This is a genomic window from Arcticibacterium sp. (assembly GCF_055134445.1).
Window position 1 is genome coordinate 1 of record NZ_JBSRVI010000179.1, and the last position, 13,638, is coordinate 13,638.

Annotated in this window: 15 protein-coding genes; all 15 read left to right on the plus strand. The window is 38.5% G+C overall.

Going from position 1 to position 13,638, the window contains the following annotated elements; translation table 11 throughout:
- The coding region (locus tag ACTBZY_RS23710) for an exo-alpha-sialidase (protein WP_463048886.1) at positions 1-380 on the plus strand (380 nt) is incomplete at its 5' end.
- 146 nt (positions 381-526) lie between these two features.
- Positions 527-2,053: an ArnT family glycosyltransferase gene (locus ACTBZY_RS23715; protein WP_463048887.1), complete on the plus strand. Its 1,527-nt coding sequence runs from the start codon at positions 527-529 to the stop codon at positions 2,051-2,053.
- A 167-nt stretch (positions 2,054-2,220) separates the two neighbouring features.
- Positions 2,221-3,948, plus strand: a complete 1,728-nt coding sequence (locus tag ACTBZY_RS23720) for an FAD/NAD(P)-binding protein (RefSeq protein WP_463048888.1) — start codon at positions 2,221-2,223, stop codon at positions 3,946-3,948.
- Positions 3,949-4,098: 150 nt separating this feature from the next.
- Positions 4,099-4,413, plus strand: coding sequence for an ArsR/SmtB family transcription factor (locus ACTBZY_RS23725; protein ID WP_463048889.1), 315 nt, complete (start codon positions 4,099-4,101; stop codon positions 4,411-4,413).
- A gap of 6 nt (positions 4,414-4,419) precedes the next feature.
- Positions 4,420-4,896, plus strand: coding sequence for an SRPBCC family protein (locus tag ACTBZY_RS23730; protein ID WP_463048890.1), 477 nt, complete (start codon positions 4,420-4,422; stop codon positions 4,894-4,896).
- Positions 4,875-5,258, plus strand: coding sequence for a DoxX family protein (locus ACTBZY_RS23735; RefSeq protein ID WP_463048891.1), 384 nt, complete (start codon positions 4,875-4,877; stop codon positions 5,256-5,258). The genes ACTBZY_RS23730 and ACTBZY_RS23735 overlap by 22 nt, the downstream gene beginning before the upstream one ends.
- An 11-nt stretch (positions 5,259-5,269) precedes the next feature.
- A complete protein-coding gene (locus ACTBZY_RS23740) occupies positions 5,270-5,848 on the plus strand; it encodes a YdeI/OmpD-associated family protein (RefSeq protein ID WP_463048892.1) in 579 nt (192 codons plus the stop codon).
- A 96-nt stretch (positions 5,849-5,944) separates the two neighbouring features.
- A complete protein-coding gene (locus ACTBZY_RS23745) occupies positions 5,945-6,619 on the plus strand; it encodes a response regulator transcription factor (protein WP_463048893.1) in 675 nt (224 codons plus the stop codon).
- Complete coding sequence (locus ACTBZY_RS23750; protein ID WP_463048894.1) at positions 6,616-7,902, plus strand: sensor histidine kinase; 1,287 nt, start codon at positions 6,616-6,618, stop codon at positions 7,900-7,902. The genes ACTBZY_RS23745 and ACTBZY_RS23750 overlap by 4 nt, the downstream gene beginning before the upstream one ends.
- A gap of 56 nt (positions 7,903-7,958) precedes the next feature.
- Positions 7,959-8,396, plus strand: a complete 438-nt coding sequence (locus ACTBZY_RS23755) for a PepSY-like domain-containing protein (protein ID WP_463048895.1) — start codon at positions 7,959-7,961, stop codon at positions 8,394-8,396.
- Positions 8,389-10,797, plus strand: coding sequence for a TonB-dependent receptor (locus ACTBZY_RS23760; protein WP_463048896.1), 2,409 nt, complete (start codon positions 8,389-8,391; stop codon positions 10,795-10,797). Before ACTBZY_RS23755 ends, ACTBZY_RS23760 begins: the two co-directional genes overlap by 8 nt.
- Before the next feature lie 182 nt (positions 10,798-10,979).
- Positions 10,980-11,516: a DUF2975 domain-containing protein gene (locus ACTBZY_RS23765; protein ID WP_463048897.1), complete on the plus strand. Its 537-nt coding sequence runs from the start codon at positions 10,980-10,982 to the stop codon at positions 11,514-11,516.
- Positions 11,517-11,519: 3 nt separating this feature from the next.
- The gene (locus ACTBZY_RS23770; RefSeq protein WP_463048898.1) at positions 11,520-11,729 is read left to right on the plus strand and encodes a helix-turn-helix domain-containing protein; all 210 of its coding nucleotides are present in this window, start codon (positions 11,520-11,522) and stop codon (positions 11,727-11,729) included.
- Positions 11,730-11,827: 98 nt separating this feature from the next.
- Positions 11,828-12,397, plus strand: a complete 570-nt coding sequence (locus tag ACTBZY_RS23775) for a Crp/Fnr family transcriptional regulator (protein WP_463048899.1) — start codon at positions 11,828-11,830, stop codon at positions 12,395-12,397.
- A 59-nt stretch (positions 12,398-12,456) separates the two neighbouring features.
- The gene (locus tag ACTBZY_RS23780; protein WP_463048900.1) at positions 12,457-13,461 is read left to right on the plus strand and encodes an NAD-dependent epimerase/dehydratase family protein; all 1,005 of its coding nucleotides are present in this window, start codon (positions 12,457-12,459) and stop codon (positions 13,459-13,461) included.
- Positions 13,462-13,638 lie beyond the last annotated feature (177 nt).

Sequence of the window (13,638 nt, forward strand, 5' to 3'; positions counted from 1 at the left end):
TCCATACCTCCACCAATCAGGGCAAAACATGGCTTTCTGAACCAGATACCTCCCTTATTGATCCAGCCTGTAATGCCAGTTTCATTAGGTATACCTCCATAAAAGAGGGTCATGACAAAAACAGACTGCTGTTTGCTAATGCAAATAGTAAGGATGATCGTAAAAACATGACCATCAGAATTAGTTATGACGAAGGTAAAACCTGGGCCGCAGGGAAAACCATCTACGCCGAAAGTTCTGCCTACCCTTCCATGACAATACTTTCAAACGGTGATATTGGTTTGTTCTTTGAAAAAGACGACTATCAGAAAAATGTATTTACCCGTGTTTCTTTAGATTGGCTAACAAATGGCAAAGACAGCTATGTAGCACCTCATTAGTAAGGATAGGGCGTATACCAAAAGTCATTATCATTATACATACTTTTCCATTATCCGCTTAAATTTAAGTGTATTTTTAAAGTGTTTTAAAATCACGAAAGTCTACGCCACCGCTCCTAAAACTGATATATCTCGATTCAAATGAAATGAATAGAAAAACCAAGTTGATTATTTCATTTTTCTGTATGGTAAAGCTCACTTTACATCTCATTGCAGACAGCCATTCGGGGTTTCAAGGAGATGAGTTATTACATATTGAAGCAGGAAAACACCTTGCCTTTGGCTACATGGAATTCCCTCCGTTAATTGGTGCCCTTGCATTTATACAAAATTTATTTCAATCCAATTCCGTATTTATTCACCATCTTTTCTCACACGCGGCATCACTACTCATTATAATTTTCGTAGCAAAAACAACCCTTGAATTGGGAGGAAAAAACAAGGCTGTATTTTTAGTTTTACTGGCTATTATAATTGCACCAAGTTTTGGCAGGTCACAGCAGCTTTTTCAACCCGTAATTTTCAGTCAGTTATTTTGGGTTTTAGGTTTTTATCAGTTGACACGTTTCGTAAATCATCTCGACAAAAAATCCTTAAGGTATCTTACCATGTTTTGTATTTTGGGCTTACTGACAAAATATGATAGCTTCTTTTTCCTTTTTGGTTTATCATCGCTTTTGTATTTCAAAAGAACTCGGACGGCCTTAGTAAAACACAAATTTTGGATTAATGTTATGGTGTTTCTTTTATGTATTACACCCAATACTATTTGGCAATACATGAATGACTTCCCCTTACTTCAAATGACCAGCAGGCTTTACGAAACACAGCTAGACAAAATAAGTAGGTTTGAGAATTTCAGGGATTTATTAATATCCCTTAATCCCGTAGTTTCTATATTATTGGTGGCCCCAGCATTGTTTTATCTTTTCTGGTCAAAAAACAGGAGTATCGTAGTTCCTGTGCTGTTCGCCGCCATTGGCATTTCCTTTTTCTTGCTTGTATTTAAAAACGGAAAGGCTTATTATTTTTATCCAATATCCTTAACATTACTCCCATTTGGAGCTATGTTTTGGGAGCAAATTGTTTTTGTGAATCGCAAATGGATAATTTACCCAGTTTCAGCTTTAATGATTTCAGGTGCCCTTTTAATCCCTTTTGGGATGCCTGTTTATAATTTTAACCGCTATCTGGAAAGAATATATCCTTTTGAAAAAAACGACATTGTTGGTGGGGAATTTGGAGTTAAATACGATGAATATTATACACAAGAGAAATGGAAAACAACCATGCACGAGCTGGCTAACATTTACGATAGTTTACCAAATAATGAAAAACAAGATTGTTTAATTTGGGCTAAGCACTATGCACAGGCTGGAGCAGTCGGTTTGTTTGGAGCATCTTATAATATTCCAAAAGCATTTTCCTATCATGGCAGCTTTTACAACTGGGCTCCTAACAAAAGTAAAATGCCTGGTACCGTTATAGCTTTAAGCTATCAAATTGGGGACTATTTCAACCCCTATTTTGAGGAAGTCACCCTGATTAAATCAATCTATAATCCCTTTGCCGATACAGAAGAAGAACTATATCAGAGAATTTACATTTGCCGCAAGCCAAAACAAGATTTCTCGAAAATGAAAGAACTATTTAAACCAAGAATATTTGAATAGAAACGGATTGTAGTGTTATAAATTGATTCGAGGAGAGCGTTAAGAATCGAGGTTTCCTTCCAAGCAAACTAGGTTTAAAGTGCAGCAAACTGATAATCCAAAATATTTTTCTGGCGTATTTAGTTCATGAAATTAGATCTGCTAGTTCCATTCATTTAACATCAAGTATGCCGGAGAAAAAAGTTTTAGGAATTATCGGTGTAGGTCCTAGAGGACTTTATGCTTTAGAGAATTTCGTCTTGGAAATTCGAGATTTGCTTAAGGTGGACATATTACTTTTTGAAGAAACTGGCCATTTCGGAAATGGACAGGTGTATGACATAAACCAGCCCAAAACCAATTGGATGAACGTTTCTGATCGTGTTCTATCTCTTGAAATGCGAGAAACACAGCAAATTGATACAATTCATCTGCCATCGTTCCCAACCTATAAAGATTGGATAAAAGAAGATTATAAGGAAATATCACCCCTTAAAGCAGACTACTATCCACCTAGAAGCAAAATTGGAAAATATTTACACGAACGCTTTCAGGCTTTTGTAGCACCACTTATACGTGCTGGCATCATTACTTTATGGACAGAGAAAGTGGTAGATATTCAACTCAAAGACGATGGAAAACTCTGTATTAAAAGCAGTGAAAGTACCTTTGATAATGTAGACGAAGTGCTTTTAACGATAGGTCATCAACCCACAGAGCATGGAGAACAAATGCTGGATTGGGATCGTTTTTCTTCAGCCCATTGTAAAACCAAACTTTTCAAAGCTCCATACCCTGTTCAGGACTTTTTAAACCACCCCTTGCTCACAGAAAAAAGCAAAATCGGTATCCGTGGTTTTGGCTTGTCGATGGTAGATGTGATAAGGGGCATCGCCGAAAAGTATGGTGATTTCATAACAGATGATGCCTATACCAGAGCATGCCATTACACCACTTCTTTTGATATTTCTGACATGCTTATCCCATTTTCATTAGACGGTTTACCACTCGCTCCAAAACCGCTAAATGAAAAAATAAATGAGTGGTTTAGACCTTCAGCAAACCAACTATTAACTTTTGAAACCCAGATAGGAAATAAAAAAACGCAGCGGGAGGCTGTGAACACCCTTTTTCTGATAGAAGCCTTTGCTCCTATAGCCGCTAAAATCTACTTGGGTCTACCAAATGCTTGGATGGCGGAAAAATTAACCTTGGTAGAGGCCGAACAGGTGATTAAAGAATATTTATTAAACCAAGAATTTCAACATGAAGCACTGCTTTCGCAAAAGCAGTCGGCCACCAAAATCATGGAAGACTTTGTGGCAATGGCCAGCGGAAAAGAAGCTGTTAGTCTAGATTACTGCATAGGTCAGGTTTGGCGATTCTGTCAGCCATCCCTTTATATGCACCTTTCATTTAATGCGTGTTCTATAAACGTTTTTTCGGATATCATTGCTCTAGATGAAAGCACAAAAAGGTATTCTTATGGCCCACCAGTGGAAAGCATACAGCAAATGCTAGCCCTTGTAAAATCGGGCATTATGAACTTGGAAATGCTGCAAAACCCAACGTTCAAGTTGAGTCCCACAGGATGGCAGTTTATCGGTAAAAACAAGACCTTAACCGCCGAAATAATGATAAATTCTGTTTTGGACCCACCTAAAATTGAAATGGTCAATTCACCTATAATAGAAAATTTACTTTCCTGTGATTTAATAGAAGCGGTTCATGACGAACACGGTGTTGACACCGATGAAAACGGCTATGTAAAATCTAAAAATGTCAATACGCAAATTCCCATAGCTTTGCTAGGACGACTGGCCAGAGGAACCATTATTGGTGTAGACGCTATTGCGGAGTGTTTTGGAACACGGCCTAAAAACTGGGCAAAGCAAGCCGCCTTACGCTTGACTTAGGTGTATACCTTTTTTTTTAATGTCCTAAATCCTTCACTTTCTCTACTCCATGAGAAAAATAGTTTAACACGCATATACCACTGAAAATAAATCAATAAGATTTGCGTAGCCGAATAACTACATATATATTCGTAGCCAAATGACTTCATAATGAATTTAAGACGAGATGTTTTCCAGGCCATTGCAGACCCAACAAGAAGGGGCATACTGCTGTTGGTGGCATCGCAATCTATGACTGCAGGTGCTATCGCATCAAATTTCAATACTTCTAGACCCACCGTTTCAAAGCACTTACAAATCCTGACTGCATGTGAGTTGCTTCATCAAGAGCAAAACGGCAGAGAAGTGTACTATCAAACAAATGCAAAACAAATGAAGGAAGTGGCCGATTTCATTGAGCCTTTCAGACAAATGTGGGACGACAGATTCAATAAATTAGAGACCCTCATGAAAAACTTTACCTAACAAGCCATGGAACAAAAAACGAGCATTCAAGCCAAAGAAGGCGAGCAAGATTTATGGATAACAAGAGAATTTGATATACCTGTAGCCTTGCTTTTCAAAGCCCATGCCGAGACCTATCTTTTGGAACAATGGATGGGCACAAAAGTGTTGAAACTGGAAAGTAAAAAACATGGCAGTTTCCTCTTTGAAACAAGCGGTCCAAATGGCAAAACCTACCGTTTCCACGGCGTCATTCATGCTTTCAAGCCTAATAAAAACATTACAAGGACTTTTGAATTTGAGGATATGCCTTTTGGCACTCAGTTAGAATTTCTGGAGTTTGAGCCACTTACAAACCAGACTAGTAGATTAAAGATGCATATCATTTATCAGTCCGCCACACATAGAGCAGAACAATTAAAATGGCCATTTGCCATCGGCCTAAATATGGCTCATAACCGACTAGAAAAAACTTTAAAACAATGGAAAAAAGAAGAAAAATAGCGTACTGGATAAGCACAGGATTGCTGTGTTTTACAATGATTGGTGGTTTAGGCCAACTGTTACAAATCAAAGAGGTGGTGGAAGGTTTTGCTCCATTGGGCTACCCCTTATATTTCTTGTCTATCATTGGCTTCTGGAAACTGCTGGCCATCATCGCCGTACTCCTTCCTAAATTCGCATTACTGAAAGAGTGGGCTTATGCAGGAATAGTCTTTGCCATGACCGGAGCTTCCATCTCTCACATCATGTCGGGCAGTGAAGTGATTCATATCATAGTACCCTTGGTTATCGTTTGCCTTGCCGTGGCATCTTGGTATTTAAGACCAGCATCGAGAAAACTGATCCTTACTTATAATTCTTAATGGAATAAACTATGAACCCGAAAGTAGATTGGTACTTTACCAAAGCCGAAAAATGGCAGGAAGAAATCAAAGCATTAAGAACCATCTTGCTCGACTGCCAACTGGTGGAAGAGCTAAAATGGGGTGTGCCTACCTACACTTACAAGAATAGTAATGTGGTTTTGATACATACTTTCAAGGAATATTGTGCCATACTCTTCCCTAAAGGCGTTTTATTAAAAGACAGTAAGGGCGTTTTAATTCAGCAAACAGAAAACGTGCAGTCGGCCAGACAAATAAGATTTACAAGTGTTCCCGAAATAATTGAGCTGAAAGACCTGATAACGGATTATGTTTTTGAAGCCTGTGAAGTGGAAGACTCTGGAGCAAAAGTGGTGCTTAAAAAGACCTCTGAATACGAAATACCAGAAGAGTTTCAAGTGAAATTGAATGAAAACCCTGCACTCAAAAAAGCTTTTGAAGCACTAACTCCGGGTAGACAGAGAGGATATATTTATCATTTTTCGCAAGCCAAGCAATCCAAAACACGGACGAGCAGAGTGGAGAAATATATAACTCAAATATTGGATGGCAAAGGCTTAACAGATTGATATTTCGTGTTTAAATAAAACACGGGTACTACTATATTTCAATGCACAAACTAAGAATTCTAAATTTCTTCCAAATCTGTTCGTTTCTTTGACACCATGAAAATCCTGATTATCGAAGATGAAACAGAGTTGGCTCAAGACATGGTAAAATACCTCACCAATGAGCAATACCGATGCGAATGGGTCTCTGATTACCCGGCTGCCATGGAACGAATTTTCACCCATGAATACGACTGCATTCTTTTAGACCTCATGCTTCCTGGAGGCGATGGATTAAGCATTCTGGACGAACTAAAAAAGCAAAACAAACAAGAGGGCGTCATTATCATTTCTGCTAAAAACTCACTAGACGACAAAGTGAAGGGTCTGAAACTAGGAGCAGATGATTACCTTGCCAAACCCTTTCATCAAGCAGAGTTAGCGGCACGCATAGAATCGCTAATAAGAAGAAAACAATTTGATAACAATAATGTCATTTCTCAAAACGAATTATCCATTGACATTCATTCTAAAACTGTTACTGTAAACCAGACTCTCGTTATCCTCACCAAAAAAGAATTTGACCTGCTCCTCTTCTTTATAGGAAACAAAAACAGAGTGCTTTCTAAAAGTGCCATCGCTGAACACCTTTCTGGAGATTTTGCCGATATGTTTGACAACCACGATTTTGTGTACGCACACCTCAAAAACCTCAAAAGAAAGTTAAAGGAAAGTGGTTACGGCGATTATATCAAAACCATATACGGAACCGGATATAAATGGGAACTATGAATAAGTTACTTAACAGACCCCTTAAAGCCTTTATTATTTACTCCTTGCTGGTGCTACTCATCAGCATTCCTGTTTATGTGGTAGTGGTAGACCACATTTGGGTCAATGAGCTGGACGAAAACAATTGGCTTACGCTACAGCACACGAAAAAACGACTTCAATCTAATACGTTTACACCTGACGACATAGAAAAGATAAATCAAATTTGGGGTCAGTTACAGCCCGGTGTATCCATTGCTAAAACAGACAAACTTCAAAGTCGAGCAGATAGCGTTTATGAGGTTATCAGACCTAACGAATATGACGTAGACGATGGTGAAGACCGTTTTCGTGGACTTATATCTTATCTAGACATCAGCGGGCAGCCCTATCAAGTCACCATAGAAACCAATGTAGAAGAAGCAGACCAAACATTGCTAGCGGTCACAATCGTTACATTTATGTTTTTTGTAATATTGATTATCGGTTTCATTTTACTCAATCGAAAAATAGCGGCAAATAGTTGGCGGCCATTCTATCAAACCCTGCGTTCTTTACAATCTTTTGACCTCCGTAAAGACCAAGAACTAAACCTAGCTCCTACCGACATTCAAGAATTTGAGGAACTGAACCAATCCATTCAAGATTTGGTCCAAAACAATATAGCGGCCTATCAGCAGCAAAAATCATTCATAGAAAATGCTTCCCATGAGCTTCAAACACCCATTGCTCTGCTGAAATCAAAACTTGATTTACTGATTCAGGAAAAGGCTGTAACGCCAGAAATATCGCAGTTATTAAGCAGTATTGAAGCTCCGCTTACTCGTCTATCTCGCATCAATAAGAACCTGCTGCTGCTGGCAAAAGTGGAAAACCATCAATACAGAGAGCAAGAAAAACTGGATGTAGGACAATATATGGATTCCGCCTTAGTCCTTTTTGAAGATTATATGAATGCCAAACAACTGAAAGTGGTGACCAATATAAAAGACACCATTTCCATAAATGCCAACGGCTTTTTACTAGAAACGCTTCTCCAAAACTTACTTTCTAATGCCATCAGGCATACTTTTTCCGAAGGCGAAATCCTCATCAAACTGGAAAAAAGATCGATTTCCATGGCCAACTCAGGAAAGAATGCTTTAGACCAAAAACATTTGTTTGAGCGATTTGCCTCTGCATCAAAAGATAAAGTCAGTAGTGGATTAGGTCTTGCCATCATTAAGGAGATTGCTAATAAAAATAATTGGCAAGTGGACTATCGTTTTGAAAACGAATTTCACACTTTTTCTGTAGTATTCTAAAAATTCCAAATTTCTTCTAATTCCTATCTGATTTTTGTGCCATATAAAATTCAAACATGAAAAATTTAATAGGGTTGACATTACTTTTAGGTACGCTCACGCTGCCATCGTGTAGCCTGTCTGAAACAGCTCCTGAAAAAGTACTGACCGCTTTCAATGAAAAATTTCCAGATGCTAAAAAAGTATCATGGGAAAAGGAAAACGAAACAGAATGGGAAGCGGAGTTCAAAGTCAGTGACAAAGCTTATTCTGCCAACTTCTCTACCATCGGCGACTGGAAAGAAACAGAATTTGAGATTAATACGTCTGAAATCCCCGCAGAAATACGTGCTATTTTAGATCAAAACTTCAACGATTACGAGATAGAAGAAGCGGAGATCTCGGAAACTTCTTTAGACCAATCATACGAGTTTCAGATTGAAGTAGGAGAAGAAAAACTCGAAGTAACAATAAACTCAAAAGGACAATTAAGCCAAACAAAAACAAATGATTAAGCATATTCTATTCGCGTGCATCCTGCTATCGCCCTTTGGGCTCTTGGCACAGAAAACATCGGTAAGCGTATCCGGAACTTTAAAAGATAAAGTAAGCTCTGAATCCCTACCCTTTGTCAATGTGGTTTTGAAAAACGCCGCTGACCTATCTTTTGTATCTGGAACCATCACAAACGACAAAGGACTCTTTACCTTGGCACATGTAAAACCTGCTGACTACGTCATTGAAATGACCTATATGGGTTATACGAAACATACCGCTCCGCTCTTTGTAGGTTCCAATTCTGAGTTTATTGACATCGGAATCATTATGTTACAAGAAAACGCCCAGCAACTCAACGAAGTAGTGGTGACTGCCAGCCAAGATGCTGTGGCTACCACCATGGATAAAAAAACCTACACTGTAGACGATAACATTAGCCAAGGCGGTGGTAGCGTGCTGCAGTCTATGAACAATTTGCCTGGACTTACCACCACAAACGGCCAAGTGCAGCTGAGAGGAAATAACCAAGTCACCATATTGATTGACGGCAAACAAACGGCTATCACGGGTTTTGGAAACCAAAATGGTTTAGACAATATTCCTGCCTCTGCCGTAGCCAAAATTGAAATTATTAATAACCCTTCGGCAAAATATGACGCCAACGGAAATGCGGGTATTATCAATATCATTCTCAAAAAAGAAGAACAAAATGGACTGAACGGAAAAGTGGGTTTATCTACAGGATTAGGAGCCTTGTGGGTTCGTAGAGAAAACCTACCCGGCATACGTCCGCAATATCAGGCTACGCCAAAAATCAACCCTTCGGTGGCTCTCAACTATAGAAAAAAGAAAGTCAATTTATTTTTACAAGCTGATAACCTGTATACCCAAACGCTCAATAAAAATGAGTTTATCACCAGAACTTATGCCGACGGCACCGTGGTTAATCAGCAAATGAAGCGAAACAGAGACACCAACTTTTTCACATCTAAAGCGGGTTTAGATTGGTTTATAAATGAGCAAAACACCTTGACCATTTCAGGTTTATTCTCTCAAGAAACCATTAAAGATTATGGCGACCAGCCATTTTTTAGCGGAAACACAGGAGAGCGTTTAAGACTTTGGCAATTCTTAGAAGATGAAGTGCTTACCGCTGCCATGGCTTCGGTGGCTTACGAACATAAATTTGAGCAGCCAGGACGCAAATTAAACATAGGATTCAATTATACTTTTGACCGTGAAGACGAGAAATATTTCTTCACCAACACCCAGCCCACTTTCAGTAATAAAGAGTCTTTCTTCCTGATAGCCGACCAAAAAGTAGCCGATTTTACGTTGGACTATACCAGACCCATGAAACATGGTCTACTGGAAACGGGTCTTAAATTTAGAAGAAGAACTATCCCTACGGATATGCAGTTTAACCCTGCCACCACCAACTCTGTCCTAGATACCGGTGCCGACGGCAAAGCGACCTATACAGAAACCATACCCGCACTTTATGGTAATTATACTTACGAAGTCAAAAAACTGGAAGCCGAACTGGGACTAAGAATGGAGTATGTGAATTTAAGCTACGAAGTAGACCCAAATCACAATACATATAAGAGTAATGGTTACAACTATTTGCAACCCTTCCCTAATGCCCGAATCTCTTATAAACTGAACGACCGCAACAAACTCTCTGCTTTTTATAACCGTAGAGTAGACCGACCAGATGAGGGTGACATCAGGATTTTTCCGAAATACGACGACGCTGAAATTATAAAAGTTGGTAACCCTGGTTTGCAGCCGCAGTTTACCAATAGTTTTGAGTTGGGCTTTAAAAACGACTGGAACAAAGGCTATTTCTACAGTGCCCTGTATCATAGAATTTCAGATGGTACCATTACCAGAATAGCGACTACGGTAGACGCCAGTAACCTGATATATAATATCTCTCAGAACGCAGGAAAAAGCTATAATACTGGGCTAGAAGTGGTACTCAGCAGAGAGCTGAGCGAGAAGGTCAGCATGAATCTGAATTTGAATGGTTATCATAATCAGATCGCTGCATTTACGGTGACCAATCAATATCCTGTAGTCAATACCTTTACAGCGGAGCGGCAAGAAATATTTGCAGGTAATGTAAAACTAAACACCAATTTCAAGTTTATAAAAAACACAGAAGCACAGCTAACCGCCATATACCTTAGCCCAGATATTATTCCTCAGGGAACCATAGACACTAGGTTTTCGCTTGATGCAGGTGTGAAAAAACGCATACAAAACGGTAAAGGCGAGCTATTCTTAAACGTCACCGACTTCTTAAACACCATGGTCATCAAAACCAAAATTACAGGAAACAACTTCAACTACACCAGCAAAAACTATTACGAAACGCAGGTGATTAGATTGGGGTATAGTTATAAGTTTTAGATTCTTCTTAATCTCTTTTTAATGCACCTCATCGGGTTTCTGGTGGGGTGTTTTTTTTGTAGAGAACTGTTCCACTTATCGACTCACATAAGAGAAGAAAACAATCATTGCAAAAGAATATATTTTCATTGCTTATCAATAAATAAATATTACCTTTCGACATAATTTAACATTTATCAATTATGTCAAAAACAGATAACTTTGTATTTACGGCTCTTAAAATTGTGGCTTGGATTATCTTCGTTGGCTTATGCATTGAGGCCGGAGGTTTGCTGGTCAATTTTGTTTTCAGCATCTATAAACCCGAATTTGTTCAAAACTTATATCAGAAGCTCGACCTAAGCAGCATATATACGGAGAGCAAATGGGCATTTTACGGTATGTATAGTTTTATCTTCGTCATATCCCTTTTAAAAGCATACCTATTTTATGTGGTAATAAAACTTGTTAGCCATTTCGATCTATTAAAACCCTTCAACCAGTTTGTATCGGAGCAAATATCACAAATTAGTTACTACACCTTTTCCATTGGATTATTAAGTTACATAGGCAGGCAGTCGGCCAAAAACTTAATGCATCAAGGTTTTGTTACGGATAACCTAAATCCATTTTGGGCAGACAGTCAAGCATTCATTTTAATGGCAGCTGTAGTCTATATTATAGCCAATATTTTCAAAAGAGGCATAACCATTCAAGACGAGAACGATTTAACCGTATAAACTATGCCAATCATTGTAAACTTAGACGTGATGATGGCAAAGCGTAAAATCTCCCTGAACGAACTTTCGGAACGGGTTGGTTTGACATTATCTAATCTTTCCATCTTAAAGACTGGCAAAGCAAAAGCCATTAGATTCAGCACTTTAGAATCCATCTGCGAAGCCCTAGACTGTCAGCCTGGTGACCTTTTGGAATTCACAAGTGAGGATTAACATTTCTTGCGATAAGCTATGCTTTTTAAGTCCTTCCGAATTTATTCCTACTTTGAGCTGTTAAAGCAAAAACCATCGCTACTTAACAGACGATTTCCATGAAAAGCCTTCTAAAATTTATTACAGCACGATTTCCTATCACCCCTGACGACATCAGTTTATTGGAAAAATGTGTGATTGTGGAAAATGTTCCGGCACATAGCAAACTTTTAGAAGCAGGGAATGTAGAGCGGTATCTATATTTTTTGAATAAGGGAATAGTAAAAGGATATCAAAACGTGGATGGTAAATTAGTCATTCAGCATCTAGTTCCTGAACAGGACTTTTTCACAGCTTTGGATAGTTTTATGAGTGAAACGCCATCCGTAGAATATTATGAAACGGTTTCAGACTGTAATCTTATTAAGATTTCTAAGCCTGATTTTGACCTCTTACAAGAAAGCAGCAGCTTCTTTAGTGAATTAGTAAATACAGTGACCAATGAACATTTGAGTTGCAAACTGGAACGCGTTAAAGACTTTCAGGTTTTAACGGCTAAAGAGCGGTATGTAAAGTTTATGAATCAGCATCCTAATTTAGCCTTAAATGTTTCGGTAGAAAACATCGCTTCTTTCTTAGGCATGGAACCACAGTCTTTGAGTAGAATCCGCAAGCAAATCGCTTTCTAACAAATGTTATTTTAAAATGCTCAATTCCTCTTGAAATTTGCTAAACAGAAAACAAAAATATGAGCAAAGAAATATCATTAGTCACAGGTGCAAACGGACATTTAGGAAACAATTTAGTCCGATTATTACTTTCAAAAAATCATGAAGTAAGAGCAAGCGTCAGAAACATAAACAATCAAGGTGCCTTTAAAGGTTTAGACTGCGAAGTAGTTCAGGCCGACATTACCGACAGATTATCCCTAAAAAAGGCATTTAAAGGCGTGACAAACTTATACGCCGTAGGAACAAATTTTAGTATGTGGGCTAAAAACCCCAAAGTTGAAATATATGACAATAATGTACAAGGCACTCAAAATGTGTTTGATATAGCCAAAGAATGCGGCATTAAAAACATAGTATATGTAAGTTCGGTAGCCTCATTAGATTTTACCAAATTACCAGCAAATGTGGATAATGGATATAACCAAGACCGCAGAAACTGGTATTACAACTCCAAAAATGATTCGGATAAACTTGCGATAGAATTAGGGGAAAAATATGGCATCAGAACCGTGATAGTATTACCATCGGCCATGATAGGCCGCGTGGCTCATAAACTTAGCTACACCAATGGCCTCGTGAAACAAATATTAGATGGTGAAATTCCTGTAGATACCAATGTTACCTTGAATTGGATAGACGTTAAAGATGTGGCTTTGGGTGCATACCAAGCCATGCTAAAAGGTAGAAATGGCGAACGCTATATTCTTGCCAACGAACAGCATACTTCTTTACAAGAAAGTGTAAAAATAGCCGCTGAAAGCTATCCAGAATTAAAACTAAAAACACCTAAAAAAGTGCCTAAATGTCTGCTTTACACCGTAGCTGGCTTGATGGAGTTTGGAAGTAAAATAACGGGCAAAGAACCACAACTTCAACGTCATTATGTGGACATGTTTTATGGTTTGAAACAAGACTATGACATCAGCAAATCTAGAGAAGAACTAGGCTTTAATCCGAAGCCATCTAAAACCGCCTTATTGGAAGCAATGGATTATCTTAAGAATGATTGGGAGCAGGTGTAGGTGAACTTGTCTAGAGGTTTCTTGTGGTTTTATTACTTAAAAAAACTAAGCAATCACAAACGAGGGTAATGTTTACCTTCGAAACATGAACGAGGGTAAATCATAGTATTTTTTACCCTCGTTATGGACAACTATCGATAAGTCCAAGTTTTATAACATTCGCTCTACCTCCAAAAA

What these genes read in the sequence shown, in the direction of transcription:
- ACTBZY_RS23740 (WP_463048892.1), top strand. Translation starts at nt 5,270, where the DNA reads ATGAACCCGAAAGTAGATTGGTACTTTACCAAAGCCGAAAAATGGCAG.
- ACTBZY_RS23745 (WP_463048893.1), top strand. Translation starts at nt 5,945, where the DNA reads ATGAAAATCCTGATTATCGAAGATGAAACAGAGTTGGCTCAAGACATG.
- ACTBZY_RS23715 (WP_463048887.1), top strand. Translation starts at nt 527, where the DNA reads ATGAATAGAAAAACCAAGTTGATTATTTCATTTTTCTGTATGGTAAAG.
- ACTBZY_RS23770 (WP_463048898.1), top strand. Translation starts at nt 11,520, where the DNA reads ATGCCAATCATTGTAAACTTAGACGTGATGATGGCAAAGCGTAAAATC.
- ACTBZY_RS23750 (WP_463048894.1), top strand. Translation starts at nt 6,616, where the DNA reads ATGAATAAGTTACTTAACAGACCCCTTAAAGCCTTTATTATTTACTCC.
- ACTBZY_RS23755 (WP_463048895.1), top strand. Translation starts at nt 7,959, where the DNA reads ATGAAAAATTTAATAGGGTTGACATTACTTTTAGGTACGCTCACGCTG.
- ACTBZY_RS23735 (WP_463048891.1), top strand. Translation starts at nt 4,875, where the DNA reads ATGGAAAAAAGAAGAAAAATAGCGTACTGGATAAGCACAGGATTGCTG.
- ACTBZY_RS23730 (WP_463048890.1), top strand. Translation starts at nt 4,420, where the DNA reads ATGGAACAAAAAACGAGCATTCAAGCCAAAGAAGGCGAGCAAGATTTA.
- ACTBZY_RS23775 (WP_463048899.1), top strand. Translation starts at nt 11,828, where the DNA reads ATGAAAAGCCTTCTAAAATTTATTACAGCACGATTTCCTATCACCCCT.
- ACTBZY_RS23725 (WP_463048889.1), top strand. Translation starts at nt 4,099, where the DNA reads ATGAATTTAAGACGAGATGTTTTCCAGGCCATTGCAGACCCAACAAGA.
- ACTBZY_RS23760 (WP_463048896.1), top strand. Translation starts at nt 8,389, where the DNA reads ATGATTAAGCATATTCTATTCGCGTGCATCCTGCTATCGCCCTTTGGG.
- ACTBZY_RS23765 (WP_463048897.1), top strand. Translation starts at nt 10,980, where the DNA reads ATGTCAAAAACAGATAACTTTGTATTTACGGCTCTTAAAATTGTGGCT.
- ACTBZY_RS23780 (WP_463048900.1), top strand. Translation starts at nt 12,457, where the DNA reads ATGAGCAAAGAAATATCATTAGTCACAGGTGCAAACGGACATTTAGGA.
- ACTBZY_RS23720 (WP_463048888.1), top strand. Translation starts at nt 2,221, where the DNA reads ATGCCGGAGAAAAAAGTTTTAGGAATTATCGGTGTAGGTCCTAGAGGA.